Source organism: Paraflavitalea soli (assembly GCF_003555545.1).
Taxonomy (GTDB): Bacteria; Bacteroidota; Bacteroidia; order Chitinophagales; family Chitinophagaceae; genus Paraflavitalea; species Paraflavitalea soli.
Genome location: NZ_CP032157.1, coordinates 3,460,104 through 3,484,740 on the forward strand (window position 1 = coordinate 3,460,104; position 24,637 = coordinate 3,484,740).

Genomic DNA, 24,637 nt, shown 5'->3' on the forward strand with positions numbered 1-24,637 from the left:
TTATGCTCAGCTTGTATTTGACAAGTGCTGATTCAATAATGTATTGCTTATAACTCAACATCTCATTTTATTTAATCACTATCATTATACAGACTATGAAAAGAAATCTAATCATCCTTGCAGCATTTATCCTGGCTTCAACCATGTTTGCACAAGCCCAGGTAGGTATCGGAACTACAACACCCAATGCCAGTGCAGCATTGGATGTTCAGTCAACAACCAGGGGTGTCTTACTTCCCCGTATGACCAGCGCACAAAGAATTGCCATTGCCACACCGGCCGATGGTTTGATAGTCTACCAAACTGACGCTGTTTCAGGTTTATGGATGCATATCTCAGGCGCGTGGATACGACTCACCAACACTACAGATCTTACCAACATTTCTTTTGGCACCTCAACCGGGTTTGCCTCCAATACATTGGGCTCGGTTATTGCCGTAATATTGGGTGGTACACCCATTCCCCTGCCCAGTAATCAAAGCCTGGGATCAAACGTTACCGTTAACGGAGCGAATACCGTGTTTACCGTCGCCCAGGCGGGACGATACAGGATCGCTTATGGCATCAACATGAATGCCGCTTTGCTGGTAAGTTCCCAGTTGAGGATCAACGGTACAGTTAGCCCTGCTGGTACTGTTGCACCCGTGCTATCAGTTAACCGCCTATCAGCTGAAGTAATTCTCAACTTAACAGCTGGCTCAACTATCAGTGTCGAGCTATTTGGGTTGCTGGGAGCCGTAGTGCTTCTTCCTTCCAGCCAGGGAGCTTTTATGACCATACAAAGGGTTGAATAATTTTTGGTACTCACAAAATTATTAGTTCACCCTAAAATTCAAACAATGCGATACTTATTATATTGTATGTGCAGCCTGCTGTTGGCCGTTCCGGGCAAGAGCCAGGTTGGTATAGGCACGATCTTTATTGCGGCTGGCACCACCTTCACAGCCGATAGCCTGGTGCTCATACCCACTGTAGGCATTACCATCAACACCAACACGCTCACACACGGTTACACACCCATGCCAGGTGCTACACCCGGCACCAACAGCATTGCCCGCGTATATGACTTCGCTGCGTCTATTACTTATTCAGGCGAAGTAGGCATTATATACAGCGATGCTGAACTGGCCGGCAATACAGAAACACTGTTGCAGATAGCCACCCGGAATGGCACCTGGACAACCACTTCCACCAGCACCGTAAATACGGTAGCAAATTACGTAAGCTACCAGGCCGCAGGCCTTACCTTCGACAGGGTAACAGCCACTTCGGCCGGCGTGGCCCTTCCCATTATCTATTCGGGATTTTCAGCCACCGCCAAAGAGCTATATGTACTCTTAAACTGGCAAATGGCCGATATCGATGGACTAAACACATTCGATGTTGAGTACAGCAATGATGGACGTAACTGGTCAGTGGCCTCCTCCATCACGCCCACGCCAGGCAGCAAGAGCTTTAGTTACCAGCACAATGACATGAACTTCACTACCCGGTATTATCGGGTGGCAGGGGTAGACTACAGCGGAGACCGCGTATACTCCCGTATTGTCACCGTACACAACAACAATGCAGCTTCCAGCCTGCGTGTTATGCGCAGCGGCAGCAATACTTTGCTTTACTTTAGTGGATCAGCTCCCACTACTGTACAGGTATACGATATGAAGGGACAACTGTTGCAAACACGTAATGTGGCCAGCCAACAATGTGAGATCAATGGACTTATCCCGGGCACCTATGTCATACACTATGTAGTGGACGGACAAAAACTGTCAAGAAAAATACAACTGTAGACTTGATATAGCCACTTAAACAACCACGGATACTTCGGGCGCACATAGAAAGGGGTGCATCATTAATTTGATGCATCCCTTTTGTTTTACCCCTCCCGAATGAACAGCCAGCGCCTGCCTCTGCTTCCTTTCATGGGACGGAACCGGTAGTCTGTCCTGTTTATAACCGCCATTCATAAAAACAGCTTACATTAAGCCCAATATCCGCCCGCAGCAGATAAGGGCTTTTTATCATTCGCGTGTCTAAGCAATATGATACTCATTTTGCCAAAGACAAGCTTTACCAAAAGCGCCTTTAACCATAAACAGGTATTTACTACAGTGGAAGACCACTACAAACAATGCTTTCAGGAGTATTTTGAGAAATTATTTGGCTATGCCTTTACCATTGTTAAAGACAATGCCGAGGCAAAAGACATTGTTCAATCCGCCTTCGTTAAATTATGGGAGAAACGTTCAACATTGAATGTTGCCGCCGCTGCCCGCGCTTATTTATACACAACCGTTTATCACCTCTCGCTCAATACCGTCAGGAATCGCAAGGTGCGGGAAAGCCATCATCCACATATCACAGCTACTGATAGTATCAGCAACAGCAACACCGCCGAGGAAAAGGAGATCAGGGAAAGGATCAGGCAGGCTATTGACGGCCTCCCTCCTCGCTGTAAGGAAGTCTTTTGCAAAAGCCGCCTGGAGGGGAAAAAATATGCCACCATCGCCGCCGAAATGAATATCTCCGTCAAAACAGTAGAAGTACAGATGGGAAAAGCCCTGAAAGCCCTGAGAGAACAATTGACAGACCTGGCCATGATATGGGTCATGTACCTTTTTATTTGAACCCCGGAATAATGCACAACCAATGAATGCACACCACCATCCATCCATTTCCGAACTCATCTCCAAATACCTGGCCGGTGAAGCCAACGCCGCCGAAGCCATGTTATTGGACGACTGGCTGGCAGCGCCGGAAAATGCCCGGGAATTCAAGCGGATCGCCGCCCTCTGGAACCAGCTACCCGGCACAGCAATCCCCCAGCCACCAGCCCCTCAGCAGGCCTGGGCAGAACTGGAGCCGCTGTTGACAGCTAACCGGCCGGCCGCTATCATAAGACGGCTCCGTAACCACTACGCAGCGGCCGCCGTTATCGGCCTCCTGATCCTGGCTGCTGTTTATTGGTTTACCCGTACCAAGGAACATCCAAACAGTGGGGCCAACCAAATTACCAAAGCCACCACCAATGCGTTAAGAACAGATACCATGCCCGACGGCTCCACCATCACCATCAATAAGAACAGCGAAGTAGTGTATACGGCCGGCTTCAACAAATCGGATCGCCAGGTAGCCATGAAAGGCGAATGCTATTTCAACGTAGTCCCCGACAAAAGCAAACCTTTCGTGATCAGCGTATATGATCTGACCATCAAAGTGGTGGGCACTTCTTTTAATGTAAGGGACGTTACGCCGTCTGGAAACATAGAAGTGCAGGTGCAATCGGGCGTGGTAAAAATGTATACACCACAAAAAGAGATCACCGTCAATAAAGGTCAAACCGGCATCTACAATAAGCAGCGACAGGCACTATATGTAAGGGATTCACTCGATATCAACAGCATCGGCTATGCCACCAGGACCTTTTCATTCAATGATATGGCTGTCATCGATGCCTGCCGGTACCTGGAAAAAGCTTTCAACGTGACCATCAACCTCGATACACAACAATTTAACGGCTGCCGGCTCTCTGCCCAGTTCGACAACAAGTCATTACCCTATATACTCAATATCATCAATGCTACGCTCAATACCACCTACCGGCAACAAGGCAATACCATCTTCATCAGTGGAAATGGCTGCCATTAGTTCAACCTCAAAAACTGTAAAGCACATGCCATCCTTTTTTATCATCATCATACTAACCTGTTTACATTTAACCGCTGCCGCACAGGTAAGCAATGTCACTTTTGACAAACCGATTACCATCACCGGCAGATCCATCCGGATCGATTCCCTGCTCAAATCATTTTCCAGGCAAACCGGCGTTGAATTTTCCTTCAGTACCAATAAGATCAGCCCTTCCCAAACACTTACTGTTTCAAAGCAGCAGCAAACACTCTCCCAATGGTTAATTACACTCAGGAAAGACATAGGCATACAGCACAAAGTGGTAAGTAACCACATCATCCTGTTTGAAAACAACCAAAGTGGAGTTTTTACACCCCATAAGCGGCCCACCACAGGGACCTCCCGTATCATACCCCCCAAAGCAACGGGTAAATCCAGCCAGAAGCCCTCACCCACCCCGGTGACCATCCTCATCGATAGTAGTCAGCCCTCACAAAAGGACACCTTTTTCCAACAACCTGCCCCGCCAGTCAGCCCTGCAAATGCTACCGCACAGGCCCTTACCCGGAAGAAAACAACTTCAACCAAAAAGGCAGCGCCATCCAACTCCACTAATCCGCCAACACCATTGCCATCCCGAAGAGATGCCCCTCAGGGATCACCAGCAGGCGAACCGGCCGATGAAGCCTTCCAGCTAATAGCAGGGTACAGCAGGCATGGCAGCGGCGATATGGATGGGATCGTATTTGGTGCAGACTATACCAGGTACCTGAGCCATGCCTTCTCGCTGAACGTCAATATCCGCGGCACCATCAATCATGACAAGGATGACTATACCTACACCAATCCAACTACCCATATCCGCACAGATGCATCCGTACCCTTTACTACTGCCGGGGCTCAGCTAGGCATCAATGCTCAATTAAGTGCACTCAGGAGCATACATCATGAGATCATGTTCAGCCTGGGCGGATTTGGAAGATACCAATCGGCTTCACCAGACGGGTACAGCGTCACCAGCCCACAAACATCAGGCAACCCCGAGTTTCTTTTCAACTTCTACAACTGGAATAAACAAAATACGATCTCCGCAGGCCTGCTGTTCCAACTCCATTACAACTTTACCTTCAACAACAACCTGCTACTGGGCATAAAAGGAGGAATCCAAACAGATACCGAAGGCGATCTCATACCCCAGGCAGCCTTATCAATAGGCAAACGGTTTTGAGGCGAGGCCAACAACAAAAAAGGCCACCTTTACAGGCAGCCTTGTCATCTTTTTTCGCAGCCCATCTGATCTTAGAACATATTACTCTTCTTCAGTAACGCCGCCGCTTCTATCAGCATAGCCCCGCTTAATTGGATCGGCATTTCCGTTTCGTTGCCGGGCTTGGTTTTCCAATAGCTGCCAAACAACACGACCGGCTTGCGGGTACCTTGATACCACAGCGTCTCAAAGTTATTTTTCAGGTAAGCAATATAGCGCTTGCGGTAAGCGTCGGGCAGATCGGGATGCAGGATCAGGGCCGTAAAATACCGTACAAAGATCCCTTTGAACAATCCACCATCGCCACCACCTTCATCACGCAGCAAGCGGTCGGCCCCATTGGTAAGGGTATTATCTGACAAGGTGAAATTGGCCACCTTCATAGCATCATTCAGAAACAGGGGATCTTTGGTGATATCATACAACTCCAGGGCCGCGCCAATAAAAGTACCCTGGTTGTAAGTAAATTTCCAGGTACTGCGCAGGCCATCTCCGTTGGCATTGATGCCATCATACACCCAACCCGTACCTGCTTCATACAAACTATCTTTCAGCCAGGTGTAGATCTTCCGGGCAAAATCCAGGTCTGCCGGCTGTTTGAATTGCTGGTACAGGCGGGCAGCCAATATACAGGCAGGTGCATTGGCTGGTGTATTCTTATAAGCAGGCTGGGCTTTGCGCCAGGCAATGCCGCCGCCCATATTGGTATTCCACCCATTTTTGATATCAGCCCATACCTGGTCGGCGCCGGTTTTGAACTTGCCATCGTTGGTAGCGGTGTAGGCCCGCAGCATCGCCAGGCCATTCCACTCCATATCATCATAAAATTCATTGAGGAAAGTATTCCCGTTCTTCTGCTTTACGCCCACCATCCAATCGTCCATAAGCGTACGGTATTTATTGTCGTTGGTGCGGGCGTAAGCATCTACCAGCACATCAAGCGCATGCGCCTGCGGCCAGTAGTGAAACTCAGTATTGCCATTGCTGGTACGGTTAAAATACTTACCCGAAGGATTCCAGAAATTGAGCACCAGCGAACCGCTGCTGCTGTCGGCCGCCGCCGCCCAGTTAACCTCATACTTGTTGATCCCCGACTGATCGCCGGTGATCACCACATCATCATAATTCTTTACACAGCCCGGCAGCAGCCATAGCCCTGCACAGGCCAACAATATAGAAAGCTTCATGCTATTCGTTTATTTGATCATTATTAACTCACCTTCAATTGTCGAAAGTTTTTCCTCGCTGGCTTGTTGCCTCTTTGCCTCGTTGCCTTCAAATTACTTCACCACTACCTGGTGCGTATAGGGCGATCCCGCAGGGAAACTCACCAACACATCACAATTTTTATTGTCTGCTTCCGTCGCAAACTTGTAACAGTAGTTCCACTGGTCATTGCTGACTATCTTGATGAGGTACCAATAAGCAGCTGCCGTGCCCGGCGCTGGACGTTGGTTATCTGCATTGCTGCTTCCCATCCACTCAAAACTATCTGTAGTGCCATCACTCACTTTAAAGCGGAACTTATAGCGCTCATCCCTGCCCCAGCTCTCTTGTTTGAAAACAATAGATTGATTTTCGGCTTTCCACACCCCATTGGCTGTATAATTAAGGTTGAAGTAGATCGTATTGTTGGGAGCAAACCACAATCCCACTTCTTTGATCTCCGTGAGGGTTACTGAAGCATTGTTAAAGTCGAGGTTGATGCGATACACTTTGGTGGCGCCCGATACCGTGGTAGAACCACCTTCCTTAAGGTCTGTGCCACTGATGGAGTAAGCAACCGGCGTGCCTGACTTGCGGTCGACAAATTGGTAGGTACCGGCCTTGAGAGAGGTATAAATCTCAAATACACCATTGGACACCTGCTTAAGCTGCCCTGCATTGGCGAGGTCGGCTCCTGCTTCTGTAGCAGAGCCGGTTATGAATACATCGGCTGGCACGGTAGCAAAACCTGCCGGGCGTTGTACCTGAATGGTGCGGCTGGCATCGGCCTTTACTTCATTGATCCCTTTGGAAGAATAGATCGTCCATTTCAATTTACCCGTACCTAGCGAAGGGATGCCCGCCAGGTTGGCCACCAGGTTCAAGGTTTTATGGGTCACCGTGGCTTTATTGTATACGCCGCCGTTGTCTGTAACCATTTTATAGACCGGCTTGCTAAAATCACCGCCTTCCTTATCAAAAGCGATCTCATACATCACCAGTCCGCCATCTTCCGCCTTGGCCTGCTCCCACTCAAATACCACGCTGGCCGATGTAGCCGGCAATAGTTTTACAAAGCGGTTGTCTTCAGGTGTGAAGATATTTTTCACAGCTGTTACTGCTGTATGGTCCATGTTCTTATCTTTCTTACAACCCAGGAAGGCCAATAGCGCCAGGCCCATGGTTATAGTTGACAGTATATTCTTTTTCATATTGAAGCGTTTATGAGTTCATGATTGATTACCAGGAATTGTTCTGGCTAAGGTTCTTGTTGAGGTTTCGTTCATCGCGTGGTATTGCCCACAGGTAATGTTTGGCGGGATCAAAGCTGCGCTGGTTCACCCGGATATAGCCATTGTCTACTGTAGGCTCTCCATATTTGGCGCCATGCACCCATCCATTCAATACCGTTTCAGCTGTTTTCCACCGGCGGATATCAAAGATGCGCAGACCTTCCAACGCCAGCTCTGCACGCCGCTCTCTGCGTATAATGGCTGTACGTTGATCTGCCGTCCAGCCATTGTTAAAGTTCAATGCTTCTGCCTCTGTAAAGCCTGCACGCACCCGCAATGCCCGGATGGTTTGATTCCATATAGCTTCCGTCAACTGGCCCAGCGCTTGTTTGGCTTCCGCATACATCAATAAAATATCAGCATAGCGGATGAGGATCAGGTTGAGCCCCGAATTAAAATTGTTGATGGAGGTGGGATCATAATACTTGCGGGTATAATAACCGGTGGGGGAACTTACTCCGCCGGCTACATACTCATCCAGCTTAGTACTATTGGGATCGCTGCCCGGCTTGATATAGATCGTCTGAAGACTGTTATCCGGCTTTTTCCATTTGTAATTGTGGTACACCACCGTATTGGTAAGGCGTGGATCACGATTCACATAGGGATCATTTTCATTGTAGCCTGAGCCCGCTTCTTTGATGCCTTTTCCGTTCAGCATCACATAATCATCCACCAGCTCCTGCGTGGGGGCCATGGCGTTCAGGCGTGCCCCTACACTTAAGGGCACCAGGTCAAAGAACACACTAAAGGTCTTTGATTCCGGTACAAACTGCAGGTCGAAGATCACTTCATTGTTGTATTCATTCTGTGGCAGGAACAATCCTTCATAACTGTTGAACAGGCTATAAGTACCCAGCGTATTCCCTGTTATAAAAGGTTCGGTGGCGTTGACCACATCCTGCCAGCGGCCTTCATACAACAACGCACGCGCTTTCAGAGCGAGGGCAGCACCCTTGGTAATGCGTCCGCGGTCTGCTGCCGGGTATTGTGTGTTGACGGGTAACAAGGCGGCTGACTCCTCCAATTCTTTCAACACAAAATCAACCACCTGTGCACGCGGGGAGCGGGCAATCGTTTGAGATTCCGGTACAGACAGATCGTGGTCAAACAACGGCACATCTCCATACCAGGTATAAAGCTGGAAGTATTGAAAAGCACGGATCACACGGGCCTCTGCTTTCATCCTGTTCTTAAGCCCCTCCTGGAAATTGGGCACCCGGTCTATATTCTCCAATACGATGTTGCAGGTCTTAATACATTTATAACGGTCGTTCCATTCATTTTTGAAACGGGGTAAGGAGGCATCGGCCAGGCCCGAAGAGATGGAGGTCACACCATCCTGGTCTCCACGGCCGCTATAGGCATTGTCGGAAAGCCCTTCGTTATAAAAGAAGGTACTTGTCCCAAACATCTGCGCATAAGCTGTATTCAATACAATGGCCGCTTTGTCCGGAGAGCTCCAGTAAGTAGCATCAGTGAACCGGTCGGTGGGCGCCAGGTCCAGTTTCTTGCACGACGCTGCTGCAAGCAACATCAGCAGTGCAAAAGCAGTTTTGAAGATTGTTCTGTGTATCATATGGCAGCGTTATTTAAAAGTGATGTCTAAACCAATACCGTAAAAGATGGGCGTAGGATAATTACGGCCACTGTTGGCGCCACTATTGCTGAGGTTACTATTAAACTCTGATATCTCCGGGTCTACAAAGGATACCCCTGCGATCGTAAGCAGGTTTTGCCCCACCAGGAAGAACCTTGCTCTTTGCATACCAGCCTTATTGATCCATTGTGCAGGCAGCGAATAACCGATCTGCAGGTTCTTAAGCCTTGCATAGGCCGCATCAAACAAATAGAGATCAGAGCCACGGCGGAAGTTATTGGTATTGGAAGGGCTGTTTACAGCAGCCAGCCTTGGAAACTTAGCATTCGGATTGACCGGCGTCCAGTAATCAAGCTGGTGCTGGTACATGGTTTGTCCATAATTATAATGGAAAGGTTCTACCAGCTCGCCCCGCAGGAACATATCCCGTTTGCCCACCCCTTGTATAAAGATCGATAGATCCAGTTGCTTCCAGCTCACCGCATAGTTGAAGCCATAGGTATAGCGGGGGAATGGATTGCCCAACACAAATTTGTCCTGGTCATCGATCACATTGTCTTTGTTGCGGTCTACATAACGGATATCACCCGGCACCACCGCAATGCCGGTAGGCGTAGGACCATTTTCGATATCAGCAATAGTCTGGAAATACCCATCACGCTTCAGGCCGATATAGGAATTAAAAGGCAATCCTTCCCGCAGTATCACCTGCATTTCATCGGCCCCGGTAATGCGTTCACTTCCCTGGAAGTACACCACTTCGTTCCGTGAATCACCAATATTGAAGCCGACGGTATGGTTAAACTGCCTGCCGGGAATACGGTAGCTGAGACTCAGGTCCCAACCAACATTCCTTACCTTGCCCGCATTGTAGGCTGATACAGAGCCACCAAACAAACCGGGAATAGAGGGAGTAATGAGGATATCGCTGGTGAGCTTGTTGAAATAATCAAATGTTACCTGCAACCTGTCTTTGAGGAAAGTGGCATCCACACCGGCATCGAAAGTAGCTGCTCTTTCCCAACGCAGGTTAGGATTGGCAAAAGTAAAATCGACCAGCGCCACCGGGCTGTTGTTAAAGCCATATACATTCCGGGTATTAATATCGTATGTAGTCTGGAACTGGTAATTGTCTACACTCTGGTTGCCCAGCACACCATAGGAAGCACGCACCTTAAGCGTTCCGAACTTAGCCCGGTAATCTTCCATAAAGCCCTCCTCTGTAACGCGCCAGGCGGCCGACACAGAAGGGAAGAAACCCCAGCGCAGGTCTTTAGCAAACTTGGAAGAACCATCATACCGGAAATTAAACTCCAGGAAATACTTATCGTTATAAGAATAACCCGCCCGGCCGAAAAAAGAATTCAGGCTGCTTTCTGCAGTACGGCGATTGGTATTATAAGAATTTGCCGGGTCTATTACAGTACCAGTGACCGGTGTTCCCAGTTCGTTGTCATTGTACTTGGTATACAAAGCTTGCTCCTTATTGGTCACTGACTCATTGGAATAACCCGCCAGTACATTAATATGGTGCTTCCCGAATGCTTTCTGATATTCCAGCATCAGCTGGGTATTGAGGAAAAGGTTCTTGGCACACCGGTCGTTGGTATTGCGATCGGCGCCATAGATCCCCTTGGGAAAGAAATTAACTTGCCTTACACGTTCATAGGTATGTAAGGCTGATAAATTGCCACCGGCAACACCTTTTAACTTCAACCCATCTATGATACTCAGTTCTGCGGAGATATTACCAAAGAGATGATCATCGTTGTGCGTACGGTAACCGCCCTGCTCCAGGATGCCCAGCGGGTTGAATTCTGCCAGCACATCGTTGGTGAGATAACGCCCCTGGTCGTCGATCATTTTATACAGCCTGGGGGTTCTGGCCGCATCTACAATGAGCGTGGAGGTACTGGAAGAATGTTCTTTGATGTCGCGGCGGGAATAAGCCAGTGTACCCGTTACTTTCAAACGGCCCACTTCTGTACCCAGGTTGATCCTGGCATTGTAACGTTTGAGGCCGAAGTTGGGACCAACCAGGTTACTTTGTTGATCTACATATCCCAGAGACAGGAGGTAAGTAGTTTTATCATTGCCGCCGGATACGCCGAGGTTATGGTTTTGCTGCAGTGCATTCTGTTGTATCCCATCCAGCATCCACTCTTCACTCCCCTGCTCTTTGAAAGCCCGGATCTGATCGGGTGTATACATGGGTTGCAAACCGGCATTGACCAATGCCTCGTTGCGCAGCATAGCATTTTCGTATCCTTCTACCGGCTTGTAAAAATTCTTTGGCTGTTGTATACCCACCATGCCATTATAGGTAACGGCAGCACCGGCATTCTTTTTTCCTTTTTTGGTGGTGATAAGGATCACCCCATTGGCCGAACGTGATCCGTAGATAGCAGCACTGCCCGCATCTTTCAGCACAGATATATTATCAATATCGGAAGGGTTCAGTTGATTGAGGTCACCGCCCGCAATACCATCAATCACGATCAAGGGTGAATTGTTATTGAGCGTGCTTACCCCGCGGATATTGATGTTGATCTCTGCTCCGGGTTCTGAATTCCGTTGCTGGATAATAAGATTGGGCGACACACCCTGTAATGATTGCGTAAGGTTTACACTGGGCTTTCCTTCCAGTGCGGCAGACCGGATCTGGTCAACAGCGCCACTTACACTGGCACGCCGTTGGGTACCATAGCCGATCACCACTACTTCACCAAGACTGGCATCTATCAGCTTGAGGGTTACTTGCTGACTAATACCAGTAATGGCCACTTCTTCGCGCCGGTAACCCACATAGCTGATCACGAGTGTACCCTTTGCTTCAGGAACAGTTAATGAATAGCTGCCATCCTCACGCGTGGTTGTTACGAGAAAGGTTCCCTTGAGTTGCACCGTAGCGCCGGCCACCGGTTGTTGCTTTTCATCGAGTACTTTACCCGTGATGGTTACTTCCCGGCCAATAGCACCTGTTGTAACAGGTACAGCATTGAAGTTTTCCCGCTTCTCCGGCTTCAACAATACATTTTTACCGGCCAGTTCACATACAATATGCAGCGGCATAAAGATCCTTTGCAGTGCCTGGTCGAAGTCCGTATCCCTGATACGCAGCGACAATTTTTGGGAGAGATCCAGCTCATCATTGGAGTATACAAACAAGGTGCCTGTTTGCTTTTCCAGCAGGTTGATGATCCATTTAAGGTCTTTGTCTTTACAGACCACATTTACTTTTTGTTTTTGATCTTTCCAGGCAGGTGGAGTACCCCTGGTACCGGCATACAGACCGGAGAATGCCATACAGGCAATGGCAGCCACGAGCAGCAGTCGCAGTTTCATACGCAAACATTTGTTTATGAATAATACAATCGTTCAATCAATTATTTCCCAATGACGATCAGGGAGTCTGAGACCGTATAGGTAAATACTTTGGTTTTACTGAGGTAATGCAATATTTCCGCCGGCGAGTTGTTGGCAAACTTGCCGGTATAACGATAGCCTTTTACTTGCTTGTCTTTAAATTGAACTGTTTTCCCATAATATCGCTCCAGTGTCACCGCAATCTCTTCCAGCGTCAGCGCATCAAACAACAGGATGCCATCGATCCATGCCTTGTCGGCAAGTGCATCCGTTTCTTTGACGGTGGTCTTGCCCAACTTCGTATGGTAGATAGCTTTCTTATTGGGTGTGAGGAATACCGTATCATGCCCATCACTGTGTGGTGGTATGAAGGCTACTTTGCCGGTAGCCACGGAAGTAGTGATCTCAGGATTTGACTTATAGGATTTAATATCGAAGGAGGTACCCAATACTCTTACGGCGCCCGTTTCCAGCTGCACCACAAAAGGTTTCTGCGGATTGCGTGTTACTTCAAAAAAAGCTTCGCCTTCCAGGTAGAGGTCCCGGCGGTTGCCGGCAAAATGACGGGGATACTTCAGGCGGCTGTCTGCAGCCAGCCATACCTTACTTCCATCAGGTAATACAATAGCAGAATGTGTTCCTTTCGGATTGTAGGTCTCTACCCATTCCAGGGCTGGCTGCCGGCGACCCGGCAACCAAAACCAGGCGGCCATGAATACCATGCCCAACAGCACCGCTGCCGCAGCTATACGTCCGGCAGTAAACAACCGCCTTACAGGCGCCTCCATAGCAGCAACAGCCACTGCAGGGGCATGGTGTATCTTTTGCCAGGTGGCCGCCAATGCCTGTTCCACATCGGCCGGCTGGTTCAGTTGTTGATGTTCCCAATACCGTTTGTATTGATCATATAATGGTTGGAGATCGGGCTGATTGGTCAGGGTGTTTTGGAGTAACCCCTCATCGCCGGGCAACGCATTGCCCGACAGTACTTTAGTGACCAGTAGCAGGAAGTTGTCTTTGTCCATCATATAGCAGCCGGAAGTAAAAATCGTTAGCCGGTACTATAAGGACACAGAATTAAAAGCAATTACGTACAAGCCCTGAAAAAATATTTTACAATACCCCGTGGCTCAGGTTTCACTTCTTGCGTCTCACGTATTCACGATGCCAAAAACCAGCTTACCAGAATCACCGGCAGCAACACATCGGGAAGGTCGGGCTGATGGGGATCAGCCTCTTCGGTCAATACTTTACGGAGCTTTTTCACCGCGCGGAACAATTGGGTCTCTACCGTACGGGGAGAAATACCGAGAATATCCGCCACTTCCTTGTATTTAAGTCCATCTTCCCTGATCAGCTTAAATACCTGCTTACATTGATCAGGCAGTTGTTCGATGGCTTTGTTGAGCTGGTGCTGCAGTTCCCGGAAAGCCATGTCCTCTTCCGGGTTATAAGCGCTGGAAAGGGTGGCGATATTATCAGGGCTTATCGTTACATTCCAAAGAGAATGCTTGCGCAAATGGTTGTAACATTGGTTTTTTACTGCCACGAAAAGAAAGACCCGTAGCTTTTCGATCAGCAATATCTCTGCTCTCTTTTGCCATATTTTCACAAATACGTCCGAAACAATCTCCTCCGCTGCCGGCCGCAGCTTTACAATATCCACCGCAAAACTGACCAGGTGCCCGTAAAAGTGACGGAACAGATTATCGAAGGCGCGTTCATCACCCCGGGCAATCTGTTGTTGCCAGGCAAGCAGTATATCGTCAGGCAGTGCGGACATGGCCGTAAATATCAGTTAATTTTTTGCAAAATCCTTATAGTACGGCGGGAAAGCCACAAAAGGCCTTGGCTGAAGGGGCATTTTCTTATCAATATTTTACAGCAATGGCTGTGATAAACCATTGAATGCCCTTATATTTAGCGTCTAAATAGCTATAAATTCAACCATGTTCAGCAAACAAATAATGATCACAGGTACCCTGCTGGCAGCCATTGCAGGGCTTGCATGGGCCCCCGCACAGGATAAAAAATTAGAAGAAAGTAAGGCCCGGGGAAAGGAACTGTATGCAGAACTCTGCATTACCTGCCACCTGGCCGATGGGAAAGGCATGGCCGGCGCCATCCCACCCCTCGCTGGTTCCAATTATTTCTTAAAGAACCCTGCAAAAGCCATCCAGGCTATCAAATATGGCTTGAATGATCCTATCAAAGTAAATGGTGTTGAATACAGTACGCCCATGGCTGCGCAAAACATCAGCGATGAAGAAATAGCCGATGTGACCACCTATATCCTCAATACCTGGGGTAATAAAGGAAAACTCATTACGGTGAAGGATGTTGAGAAAGTGAAGAAATAACTTTCTCAGGCCACCGTCTGTTGCTGTTGCATATGCCTGCCCGTCAGGGAATGGCTGGCCTGCATCAAACCTTTTGGTGTGCCTTCAAACAAGACCTGCCCACCTTTGGAACCACCTTCCGGCCCCAGGTCAATGATCCAGTCTGCCTGCTTTATAATATCCATATTGTGCTCAATGATGATCACCGAGTTGCCGGTATCTACCAGGCGATTGATGATCTCCAGCAAATGGCCCGTATCCGACATGTGCAATCCCGTAGTAGGCTCATCCATCACATAAATACTTCCATGCTTGTGCAGTTCCCCGGCCAGTTTGATCCGCTGACATTCCCCGCCTGACAAGGTGCTTAGGGGCTGCCCAAGCGTAAGGTAATCCAATCCTACATCATGCATGGCTTTCACCTTCCTGCGTATCTCCTTCTGCTCAAAAAACTGCAAGGCCTGGTGTACCGTCATCGCCAATACATCGGTAATATTTTTATCCTTGTACGTATACTGTAATACCTCTTCCTTAAAGCGTTTCCCATTACAAATTTCGCAGGTGGTGCGAACCGGCTCCAGGAAAGCAAGGTCAGTAAAAATAAAACCCAGTCCGTGACACTCCGGGCAAGCCCCTTTGGAATTAAAACTGAAAAGAGAAGGACTTACTTTATTAGCCTTACCAAATAGTTGCCGGATATCATCCATTATACCTGTATACGTAGCTGGATTAGAACGAACAGAAGTACCTACAGCCGATTGATCAATGACGATTGCTTCGGGATGTTGCGCCAGGAATACACCATTGATGAGTGAACTCTTGCCCGATCCCGCCACACCAGTTACCACCGTAAGTACTTCCGTCGGGATATTTACCGATACATTTTTAAGATTGTGCAGCTGCGCGTTCTTAACAGGTATCCATCCTGCAGGTTCCCGAAATTCGTCTTTGATCTCTACCTGCCGGTTCATGAACCGTCCTGTCAGCGTATTGGCCTTCAGCAATCCTTTCACATCACCCTCATACACAATACGACCTCCATGCTCCCCGGCGTAAGGACCCACATCTACAATGTAATCAGCTATCCTTATCACATCAGGATCATGCTCTACCACCAGGATAGTATTACCCTTATCGCGTAATTTGATCAGCAGCTCATTGAGCCGGTGCACATCACGTGGATGCAATCCGATACTGGGCTCATCAAAAATATACAGCATATCGATCAGGCTGCTGTTGAGGTGTTTGACCATCTTGATCCTTTGCGATTCCCCTCCCGAAAGCGTAGCTGTTTCCCGGTCAAGGCTCAGGTAGCCCAGGCCAATATCATCCAGGTGCTGCAACCGCATCACCAGAGAATCCACCATGGGCGCTGCCACCCTGTCCTCTATGGTATCGATCACACCGATCAGGGCACTCACTTCCATGGCAGCCATGTCAGCAATGTTCAGCCCATTGATCTTACAGCTCAGGGTAGCCTGGCTCAACCTGGCCCCATGACACAAAGTACAGGGCCCTGTCTTCAGGAATCGCTCTACCGACTGACGTGTATTGTCTGCCATCTCACCACTGTCCTTTTGAATATACATCCTGTTGAACCGCGATACCAGCCCTTCAAATTTGGCATTGATGGGAACATTATTGTCCAACGTCACTTCAAACTTCGCCTGTCCGTACAATAAGCTATTCCACTCCTGTTCTGTATAATCTTTCAATGCCTTATCATTTGGCAATACCCCTGAATAAACAAAGGTTTTCCAATACCAGGAACCGACCGAAAATGTAGGGAACAGGATCGCCCCTTCATTCAACGACTTAGAGGTATCCAGCATTTTATCGAGGTCGATCTCTACTTTATAACCCACTCCCTTGCATTCCGGACACATACCTGCCGGGTCATTAAAGGAAAACACGTTGGAATAACCCACAAAAGGCTGACCGATCCTTGAAAACAACAATCGAAGTACCGAATAAATATCAGTGATGGTTCCCATAGTGGAGCGGGAATTGCCACCTAGCCGTTTCTGGTCTATGACGATCGCAGTAGAAAGATTTTCTATTGCATCAGCATCGGGCTGACTAACCCTGGGGAGGCGGTTGCGGATAAACATGCTGAAATTCTCATTCAACTGCCGCTGTGCTTCCGCTCCAATGGTATCAAATACAATGGATGATTTACCAGACCCTGATACACCCGTAAAAATGGTGATCTTACGCTTGGGAATGGACAAAGATATATTTCTCAGGTTATGTTCCCTTGCCCCCTTGATATGGATATACTCCTGCTGCATAGTCATATGATTTAGTTCCAGCAAATTGCACAATTTGCCATTTACCCTTCCTGTGCAGGCGGATTTAATACCCTGCTGAAAGGATTTATCGGGCATGATTTGTGCATATTCACTTTGCCGCTTTAACTTGTAAAAAAATAATGCCTTGAACACTGCACAAACGGATATTATGATCACCCCTTTGCCAGGGGTGAAAGTTATCTCGGCAAATATTCTGCAAGAGCGTGAATCCCAGTTCAGAGAAGAAAGAGCTATACCCATACTCGATATGTATTTTTCGCTGCAGGGACATAGTAAGGCCGTCAATAATAACGACGGTGCAATTTCAGAAATAGACCGTATGCATCACGGCATTATATATACACCTCACTTTAATGGGTATTATGCGCTTGGTGGCCAGGAAGTAGATAGTTTTTGTATAGAGATGGACGCCAGCTATATGGCACGTTTACAGGTTACAGATGTGGAATGTTTGAAACGATTTTGGGACAAAGCGCAGCGCCAGGTGTCCACAGAGATCTCCCCCACTCCCATGGAGGTTACACTGCAACAGCAGCAGGTTATTACCGATATCCGCCGCTGCTCTTTCAGTGGTCATATGAAAGACCTTTACCTTGAGTCGAAGGTCATTGAATTATTCTTGTTGCAGGCGGAGCAGGCCGATAGGCTGGAAAACAATAAAACAAAAGCCCTCACTTCCGCTGACCAGGAAAGATTGTATGCGGCCCGTGATTTCGTCAAAGCCCACATGTTTGAGCCCATTACCTTATTGCAGGTCGCCAGGCATTGCGGGCTCAATGATTTTAAACTGAAGAAAGGATTTAAAGACCTATTTGGCACAACTGTATTTAGCTACCTCAATGAATTAAAAATGGAATATGGCCGGCAAATGCTGCTGGAGTCAACCTGCACCATCTATGAAGTAGCCTATACGTTAGGCTACCATGATCCCTACAATTTCTCGAAAGCTTTCAGGAAGTATTTTGGCCACCTGCCGGGCAAGTTGAAGAGCCAACTATAAGCCAATCTTTTGTTTGGCAACGATCAGCACTATAAATACGGTAATCGATAAGACTGTACCTACTGGCAGATACCAGAGGCTCAATATGGAAATGGCCAACCCCAGTTTGTAAGCCCATGTCTGGGTGGTAAACAACCCATACAGGAACAACAGCCACACCAGTCCATACACGACAAACAAAGGTCCCAGCTTGAATATATTTACCGCCAATTTACTAAACAGGTTGGCCCAGGGACCTGGCTTTTCCGGTCCAATATATTTACCCTTTAGCATGACATAGATCCCATCCAGCAGCATATAACCGCCGTTGATGAATGCAATGATGATCAAAAGAATTCTCATATGCAAAACAAGATAGCTATTTTTCCTTCCCGCTCAAGAACCAGGACACTTATTATCCTGGTATATACGGCCCACCCGTCTCTCCCCAACCCCATTTGGGCATGGGTTCGGTGTGCCCAATGGGATTTTCAGGAAGCTGGGAATTGATCACCGCCAGCCTGCTACCCCATTCAAGGTAGCCCACAAAGGCTGACCTGAATTCCGGGTCATCTTTCAGGCCGATCTCATCGGCTGTTTCCAGTAAGAGCTGCAGCCACCGTTTTCTAAGATCATCCGTCAGCATTTTACCTATATGGTGTTGCACCATCTTTGCATGACTGCCCTGGTCTCCTTCTGTATAGAGTTTACCGCCGCCAAATACTTCTGCTATAAAATGCGCCACACGTTTTGCATGGGCTGGCGACATATGTTGAAATACCTTCGACAAGACTTCATCCGCCTGCACTTTTTCGTAAAACCGCTCTGTCAGCAGCTCAAACTTTTCCTGGCCTCCGGCCCATTCATACAGTGTTGGTATCTGCTTCTCCATATCGTTTGTTATTTATTTCGACCAGGCGGTAGCCGTCTGGTCGTAATGTTTCATTTCCTCAATATTATTATAAAAAGGCTTCACTTCATCATTACCATGCAGCACTTTGTATTCCAAACAATAAGGAGAAGCCTGCAAGTGTTTGCCGGCATCAGCATACGTTTTTTCAAAATCGGCGCTTTTATCCTGGGGAATATTGTATCGGATCTACCACATACGATTTGGTGTTCATACTCTGATTTGTGGAGGTGGAATGAAAGGAATGATTTATTGTTGTACTAACCAGCAGCAGCAGGGCGAATAAGGATTTTGTAAGCATAAAATTGTATTATTTTTATGCCTTCAAAATTGGGGTGCAGTATTGGCTGTAACAATAGCTAACCAAAAAGTAGGCCCGTTATACAAGCCCGAAGCCATGATACAATTAAACAATAAGACTTATACTTGTCCTGTAGATGTTACCCTTGAATTCATCAGTGGTAAGTGGAAATTGCTAATACTCTCCCACCTGCATCAGTTTGACCGGAAAAGCTATAGCGCCATCCGGGAAAACCTGCCCGGTATTTCAGAAAAGATGCTGAGTCAGCAATTGAAGGAACTGGAACGGGATAAACTTATAGAAAAGGAAGTCCTTTCCGTGAAGCCCCTCCGCGTGGAATATTATCTATCAGCAGACGGTAAATCGATGGCGCCCCTTTATGAATTCGTCAGCCAATGGGGCATCGATTACCTGAAGAAACATGGAATTGATTATATGAGGGATCAGCACCTGTACAAGTAATCTTTAACTAATGGCTACACCAACACAAAAAGTAATGATCACGAGCCCATGAATAATAAAAGAGGGTAAATAGTCTTTCCTTTTTTTTATAATGCTTTGGTAAAAGTTCCAGACAAATAGGATGATACATATTGGAAAGAACAAAAAAGTCAACATCATACCGAGTCCTGGCTCACAAGGGCCGCCCGGGTCAATCCTTTGACCAATGGTTATTGCAAGGATCAAGACACCGTAGAACAGCACTGTTTGCCCTATTTTCTTCAGTTTGAACGTCATTTAAGGAGGTTTTATTAATCGTGCCGGCTTTATCCAATGCAATTTTCAGTTCGGACAAACTCATGGATTGCGTCTTTACTTTCTTACCTCTATATGTCCCAAAGCAACCTGTTTTTCAAGGTCCACTGACAACCAATAAGCAAATCCGCAACTGCGCCCATGTAGGTGAGCCTTATTTTTTTAATATCGCCAGTTCCACCTTCACATCCCTGCCTTCCATAGCCAGCGGGATGGCCTCCAGGCCCGGTACAAAATTGAACACCCGCCCTGTTGTGGTAGGCGAAAGCAGTATATCCTGGTTGGAAGTCACCTTTACGGTTACATTTCCTTTGTCGATAGTAAATGTGTGATCATTCACAGCCTTTACCTGCTCAGTACTTCTAGAAATGACAGGAAAAATGACACTGATAATACCATCCGGCACAGTGCCCTCATACCGAAACCTGCAGGCCACCATGTTGTTGGTGAAAGTATACTGCACCGTACACATAACGGGTCCCTTTGGAGGGTCCTGCTGGTCTTTATTAACAAGCCTCGACCGGCTGCTCACCGTTATCACACCATGGCTCGTTTTCTCCTGGATAGATGCGCCCAGGTCACTGATATTCATGTACAGGTTTTCACCGGACCGCCATTCTATACGTGGGGTTAAGGTCATCGACACAGGATCGGTATCCACCTGCATATTGCCGGCTTCAAAAAGCTGGTATTCATTCATGCTGGCAGCTACCAGTGGTCCGGTGGCTTCATGCCATAGCATGGTAAGGGTTCCGCCGGTAGCATGGCCCTGCTTCGTTTTTTTGTATTCTTTATCATAACCCGTCACAGTAGCCCTGAAACTTCCTTTACTGATAAGCCAGGTTTGTATATCTGCAAAAAAGCGACTGCCATAAGCAACTTCTCTTGGCAGCACTAGTTTATCTTCGGCTGTTGTGAGCTTTACCGGCGCCTGATCGAGAATGGTGGTCAACGCTTTGATATGACAAAACGTATGGTGCACACTGGGCGGCACTTTGTGCGATACATAATGGGGGCCGCCATACAACAGGCCGTCATGCGTGCATTGCTGCAGCAATTGGGTATTCTTTAGCGCTACTTTATAAAACCGTGGATCACGATCGGCCAGTAAGGTATAGGCAGGCTGACATCCATCGGAAGTCCTGCTACCCCAGTACGTCCATTTGTAATTGCGCGTACCCCAGCTATTGTCCCAACCGCCATCGGGCAGCATAAATTCCATATGCGTCTGCAATAACCTGGTAACAGCCTGCAATACTTCCTCATCTTTTGTCAACAAACCGTACAATACCAGGTTAGGAAGTGACTCTTCCACATTGTACCCAAGGTCAATAGCATAACACCCCTTAGCGCTGGGTTGATAAACATCCCCTTCTCCATATAGGAAACCATCTTTTTTCGTAATATGAGAAAGCGCCAGTTGGGCAAATTCCCTTCCCTTCACTTTGTATGACTGAATGTCCAGCAGTTCACCCAATAAGGATAAACCATAAGCTGCTGCAATGGGATAATTGATATTGCCATAATCAATGGAGAAATTATTATAGACATAATCGCCAGCCTTCTTCAACCGGGTCTTTACCTCCTGTTTAAATCTTGAATCCAGCAGATCGCCATGGTAATGCAGGGCATCACACAACGCAATGATCGAAAAGATGGTGGTACCTTTCCAGGCGCCCTTCACCGGCTCATTGAGCCAGGAGCCATCATCCTGGCTCACCCTTCTTTCCATCCAGCGATATAACAATACTGCACCATCCACATAGCGCTGGTCGTTGGTTTGCCTGGCTAGCCTCAGAAAGGGATAAATCGCATCCCCTACCCTACCGTGCACCAGTTTATTGGTGGGGCAATAAATACCACCATAGTCATCTTTGGCCGCAGCACCCAACAACTGCAGGTTCAGCAATGACTGTCCCCATAAGGTGACCAATTGATTGCATAACCGGTACAATTCTCCGGACCCCTGTGTACCAGGCGGCCACCATTGATCTATTCCTTGCAATGTGCCGAGCAATCCAATACTGCCTGCTGCCGAAGTCTTAATAAAACGTCTCCTGGAAAATGAATGACTCAAGGGTAATTGTTTAAAATAAAGATAGAATAAAAAATTCTGCGAAGCTGGCAGGCTTCGCAGAACTATAAAATGGTGTTACAGCAGTACCTTACTTTCCGCCCACGATCAATTTCTTCGTAGCCGTTTGTTGATCATCTCCTGTTACCCGCACAGTATATACACCGGGTTTGAGGTGACTGATCTGCAGCATGGATCTGATGGTAGCCTGGTATACAGGCCGGCCGGCTAGATCAAAAATGGTAACCTTACCCGGACCTGTTGTTTTAATAGTAACAGCGCCGGCTGAGGGATTGGGATACACCTGCAAAACAGCCTCTCCATTTTCTACACCAGGTGACGATGCAACTGCCAGTTCAACACCCGCATTGGTTACGGTACCGACCGAGGTCCAGTTAAAAGCTTCCCAACCACTGATGGCAGCCCGTGTGCAGGTCATGGCTGTGGTACCATTTTCAGAACTTACATACAGGTTATTATTCCCCCGAAGTGAAATCGTGCCATCCGTGTTCACTACCCATACAAAACGTTCCCAGGTGCCCGGAGTAGCCCGGCTGCAGGTAATGGCAGCTGCACCGTTTTCAGAAGAAACATATTTAGCCATGCTTCTCAGCATGATCGTTCCATTGCCGCCATCCAGTACCGAGAACTTTTCCCAGTCGCCAGCAGTAGCCCGGTTGCAACGCATGGCCTGTGTGCCGTTTTCACCGGATACGAACATATTATTAATGCCGCGCAGGGTAATGATCTGTCCAATGGGCGCAGCAGAGGATATATTGGAAGTGATGCTGAACCAATTAATGTTAAACCCACCGGCTACGGCTGCTATTCCAATCTCCTGCTGACCCGCTGGCAAGGTGACCGTATGGGAAATGGTTTGCCAGGTTTGCCAGCCACCGGTTGTGGGTACGGCGATCGTACCAAATACGGTGCTGCCGCCAAAGCGCTCCAGCCTGATGTTACCGCCACCATTCAGACTGGCTACCCGGTATTGAATAGTGTAAGTACCTGCCGCAGGGACATTGATGCGGTAACCCAGCCAGTCGCCGGCTTCAATATGACCTACATTCAGTCCACCACCGGCATCTGTACAAGTCTCCGTTTGTATGCCACTCATCGCACAATAAGCTTCTGCCTGCAAGGTGCCGGGCACAGCATTGTAGTTGCCGGTGCAGGTAGTAGTACTACCACCCCTGCGTGGATCGACGGCGGCCAGTGGCCCACTGTTCACGACGGTATTGGCAAACTGTATATTGTTCAATACACCACTCATGGCCGATACGCCATCGGTAAGATAGGGCGGTCCTACGATCCTGCGCAAGGCAGCATTGGCGCTGGAGCTCGTTCTTTTATAGGTCCAGTGGCACCAGCCGATACCCGCGCCATTGAGTTTGTCTACATTCTGCCGCAGCCAGGCATCGGAATTTTCTCCTGTTTCTCCTACCCATACCGGTACGTTCCAGCGGGTTCGGAACTCAGTGAGGTTGATGAGGCGGTTGATCTGGTTGGGATTGCCATCCCTTATATTGTCATCGCCTTCCGGTATCCAGTAGCGGTGTGCATTGTAAACAAGATTCGTACGGTTGGTGAAATTATTGGGTTCGAGGTAATCATAATTATTCCCAAATCCATTGCCCTCGATCATGATCAGGTGTGAATCGCCTAAAGCGCGTACAGCATTGACCAGCCGGTTGGTCAAATTGAAGATAGCAGGCCCGCCGCCCGGTACATTGTTGGGCTCATTGAGCAGGTCCCAGAATGCTACTGTATTGTTGTTGATATAGCGGGTTACAATTGCCTGCCACAGCCTTACCGTTACATCCTGGAAAAGGCTCCTGTTCCAAAGATCATTGCCCACCAGCGCATCGGAGATATTGGCATCAGAACCCTGCGCACCCGGCGCGGCATGCAGGTCTACGATCACATACATACCACGTGCAGCGCACCAATTGAGGCAATTCTCCAATGTTCTGAACCCTTCGGTATTGGGATCGGTAAATAACTGGTTATTATTATACCAGGTTTGCATGGAGTTCACATAATTGGTGTAATTGGCCGAATTACGCGCTACGGTATTCCGTACTGCCATTTGGGAAGCAGTGAGGAACAATTCATAGTGCATGGGAATGCGTACACAATTAAAACCCTGGTCGGCTATCCAGTTGATATCGGCCTGCGTAATAAAGTTGTTGCGCCAGCTTTGATAAAATGCATCTACCTGCGCATCTGTTTGCCCCTGATTATACAGGATGCGTTTAAAAGACCATTGGGTACCACCTGAGTTGGGATTCATCATATACCCTTCCTGTAAAAGCCAACCTCCCAGGCCTACCCCTTTGAGGATCACTTCCTGGTTGCTGGCATTTACAATACGTTGTCCATCTGCCCGCAACCGCGATAATTGAGCTGTAGCAGTATGGCACACAACAAGCATCGTTAAGAGACTGCCATATACATACAGCAGCCTGACTACTTTCCGTAGGTTTAATCTCATGACATATATGTTTTTAATGAACAAACGGTTTTCACGAAGGCATGCCTCAGGCATACCCTGATGGAGTGTTGCGAATGTTGCGTGGAGAGTAGATACAAATGTCAGAGTTTA

The 24,637-nt window shown here is 47.9% G+C and carries 19 protein-coding genes; 8 read left to right on the forward strand and 11 right to left on the reverse strand.

Annotated elements, in window-relative coordinates; genetic code table 11:
- The first annotated feature begins 95 nt into the window (after positions 1–95).
- The 5 genes from D3H65_RS12675 to D3H65_RS12695 all read left to right on the forward strand — a co-directional run bounded on the left by D3H65_RS12675 (position 96) and on the right by D3H65_RS12695 (position 4,858).
- The gene (locus tag D3H65_RS12675) at positions 96–794 is read left to right on the forward strand and encodes a BclA C-terminal domain-containing protein (RefSeq protein WP_119050668.1); all 699 of its coding nucleotides are present in this window, start codon (positions 96–98) and stop codon (positions 792–794) included.
- A 45-nt stretch (positions 795–839) separates the two neighbouring features.
- Complete coding sequence (locus D3H65_RS12680; protein ID WP_119050669.1) at positions 840–1,790, forward strand: T9SS type A sorting domain-containing protein; 951 nt, start codon at positions 840–842, stop codon at positions 1,788–1,790.
- 264 nt (positions 1,791–2,054) lie between these two features.
- Positions 2,055–2,627, forward strand: a complete 573-nt coding sequence (locus D3H65_RS12685) for an RNA polymerase sigma-70 factor (protein WP_162915598.1) — start codon at positions 2,055–2,057, stop codon at positions 2,625–2,627.
- A 22-nt stretch (positions 2,628–2,649) separates the two neighbouring features.
- A complete protein-coding gene (locus D3H65_RS12690; protein ID WP_119050671.1) occupies positions 2,650–3,648 on the forward strand; it encodes a FecR family protein in 999 nt (332 codons plus the stop codon).
- Positions 3,649–3,673: 25 nt separating this feature from the next.
- Positions 3,674–4,858 (forward strand): hypothetical protein, encoded by a 1,185-nt coding sequence (locus D3H65_RS12695; protein ID WP_162915599.1) that lies wholly within the window; start codon positions 3,674–3,676, stop codon positions 4,856–4,858.
- Between the two features lie 71 nt (positions 4,859–4,929).
- Here D3H65_RS12695 and D3H65_RS12700 read toward each other — a convergent pair whose 3' ends face one another.
- The 6 genes from D3H65_RS12700 to D3H65_RS12725 all read right to left on the reverse strand — a co-directional run bounded on the left by D3H65_RS12700 (position 4,930) and on the right by D3H65_RS12725 (position 14,144).
- On the reverse strand, positions 4,930–6,084 hold the full coding sequence (locus D3H65_RS12700; RefSeq protein ID WP_119050673.1) for a glycoside hydrolase family 76 protein: 1,155 nt from the start codon (positions 6,082–6,084) through the stop codon (positions 4,930–4,932).
- Positions 6,085–6,177: 93 nt separating this feature from the next.
- Positions 6,178–7,314 (reverse strand): SusE domain-containing protein, encoded by a 1,137-nt coding sequence (locus tag D3H65_RS12705; RefSeq protein WP_119050674.1) that lies wholly within the window; start codon positions 7,312–7,314, stop codon positions 6,178–6,180.
- A gap of 28 nt (positions 7,315–7,342) precedes the next feature.
- The gene (locus D3H65_RS12710) at positions 7,343–8,974 is read right to left on the reverse strand and encodes a RagB/SusD family nutrient uptake outer membrane protein (RefSeq protein WP_119050675.1); all 1,632 of its coding nucleotides are present in this window, start codon (positions 8,972–8,974) and stop codon (positions 7,343–7,345) included.
- A gap of 9 nt (positions 8,975–8,983) precedes the next feature.
- Positions 8,984–12,340: a SusC/RagA family TonB-linked outer membrane protein gene (locus tag D3H65_RS12715; protein ID WP_211345671.1), complete on the reverse strand. Its 3,357-nt coding sequence runs from the start codon at positions 12,338–12,340 to the stop codon at positions 8,984–8,986.
- 41 nt (positions 12,341–12,381) lie between these two features.
- Entirely contained in the window at positions 12,382–13,389 is a 1,008-nt protein-coding gene (locus tag D3H65_RS12720) for a FecR family protein (RefSeq protein WP_119050676.1), read from the reverse strand.
- Between the two features lie 131 nt (positions 13,390–13,520).
- On the reverse strand, positions 13,521–14,144 hold the full coding sequence (locus D3H65_RS12725; protein ID WP_119050677.1) for an RNA polymerase sigma-70 factor: 624 nt from the start codon (positions 14,142–14,144) through the stop codon (positions 13,521–13,523).
- Positions 14,145–14,310: 166 nt separating this feature from the next.
- Between D3H65_RS12725 and D3H65_RS12730 the strand changes: the two genes are divergently transcribed.
- Entirely contained in the window at positions 14,311–14,721 is a 411-nt protein-coding gene (locus D3H65_RS12730; protein ID WP_211345672.1) for a c-type cytochrome, read from the forward strand.
- A 5-nt stretch (positions 14,722–14,726) separates the two neighbouring features.
- On the opposite strand, the gene D3H65_RS12735 is transcribed toward D3H65_RS12730, so the two are convergent.
- The gene (locus tag D3H65_RS12735; RefSeq protein WP_119054495.1) at positions 14,727–16,991 is read right to left on the reverse strand and encodes an ATP-binding cassette domain-containing protein; all 2,265 of its coding nucleotides are present in this window, start codon (positions 16,989–16,991) and stop codon (positions 14,727–14,729) included.
- 145 nt (positions 16,992–17,136) lie between these two features.
- Between D3H65_RS12735 and D3H65_RS12740 the strand changes: the two genes are divergently transcribed.
- Entirely contained in the window at positions 17,137–18,012 is an 876-nt protein-coding gene (locus D3H65_RS12740; RefSeq protein WP_162915600.1) for a helix-turn-helix transcriptional regulator, read from the forward strand.
- Here the strand turns inward: D3H65_RS12740 and D3H65_RS12745 are convergent.
- Both D3H65_RS12745 and D3H65_RS12750 read right to left on the reverse strand, forming a co-directional pair.
- Positions 18,007–18,354, reverse strand: a complete 348-nt coding sequence (locus D3H65_RS12745) for a hypothetical protein (RefSeq protein ID WP_162915601.1) — start codon at positions 18,352–18,354, stop codon at positions 18,007–18,009. The two genes, D3H65_RS12740 and D3H65_RS12745, sit on opposite strands and share 6 nt — an antisense overlap.
- A 52-nt stretch (positions 18,355–18,406) precedes the next feature.
- On the reverse strand, positions 18,407–18,883 hold the full coding sequence (locus D3H65_RS12750; protein WP_119050680.1) for a group II truncated hemoglobin: 477 nt from the start codon (positions 18,881–18,883) through the stop codon (positions 18,407–18,409).
- Positions 18,884–19,298: 415 nt separating this feature from the next.
- Between D3H65_RS12750 and D3H65_RS12755 the strand changes: the two genes are divergently transcribed.
- On the forward strand, positions 19,299–19,664 hold the full coding sequence (locus D3H65_RS12755; protein WP_119054496.1) for a winged helix-turn-helix transcriptional regulator: 366 nt from the start codon (positions 19,299–19,301) through the stop codon (positions 19,662–19,664).
- A 448-nt stretch (positions 19,665–20,112) separates the two neighbouring features.
- Here D3H65_RS12755 and D3H65_RS12765 read toward each other — a convergent pair whose 3' ends face one another.
- Both D3H65_RS12765 and D3H65_RS12770 read right to left on the reverse strand, forming a co-directional pair.
- Positions 20,113–22,035, reverse strand: a complete 1,923-nt coding sequence (locus D3H65_RS12765; RefSeq protein ID WP_119050682.1) for a hypothetical protein — start codon at positions 22,033–22,035, stop codon at positions 20,113–20,115.
- Positions 22,036–22,123: 88 nt separating this feature from the next.
- Positions 22,124–24,526, reverse strand: a complete 2,403-nt coding sequence (locus tag D3H65_RS12770) for a carbohydrate-binding protein (RefSeq protein WP_162915602.1) — start codon at positions 24,524–24,526, stop codon at positions 22,124–22,126.
- Positions 24,527–24,637: the final 111 nt, after the last annotated feature.